The organism is Mesorhizobium sp. M2E.F.Ca.ET.209.01.1.1 (assembly GCF_004010375.2).
GTDB lineage: Bacteria > Pseudomonadota > Alphaproteobacteria > Rhizobiales > Rhizobiaceae > Mesorhizobium.
Window position 1 is genome coordinate 1 of sequence record NZ_SADP02001361.1, and the last position, 280, is coordinate 280.

General features: G+C 65.0%; 1 protein-coding gene. It reads right to left on the reverse strand.

Annotated features, from left to right (window positions below):
* A partial coding sequence (locus tag EN852_RS40405) for a Gfo/Idh/MocA family oxidoreductase (protein WP_189546695.1) occupies positions 1-280 on the reverse strand: 280 nt, incomplete at both ends.

Consider the following 280-nt stretch of genomic DNA (forward strand, 5'->3'; position numbering starts at 1 on the left):
AGCGCCTTGAGGTGCTCGACCTCGCTCACCGTGGCGCCCGGCGGCTTCTCCAAGAAAACATGCTTCTTCGCCTCCAGCGCGGTGCGCGCGGCGTCGTAGCGGAATTGCGGCGGCATGCAGAGCGAGACCGCCTCCAGACCAGCTTCAGCCGCAAGCATCGCCTCGATGCTGGGGTAGTTTGGAATGCCGTCGACCTTGCCATGGCGGCTGGCCGCTGCGGCAAGCTGATAATCGCCATCCTTGGCGACCGCCGGAAGGTGTTGGTCGCGGACGATCTTTC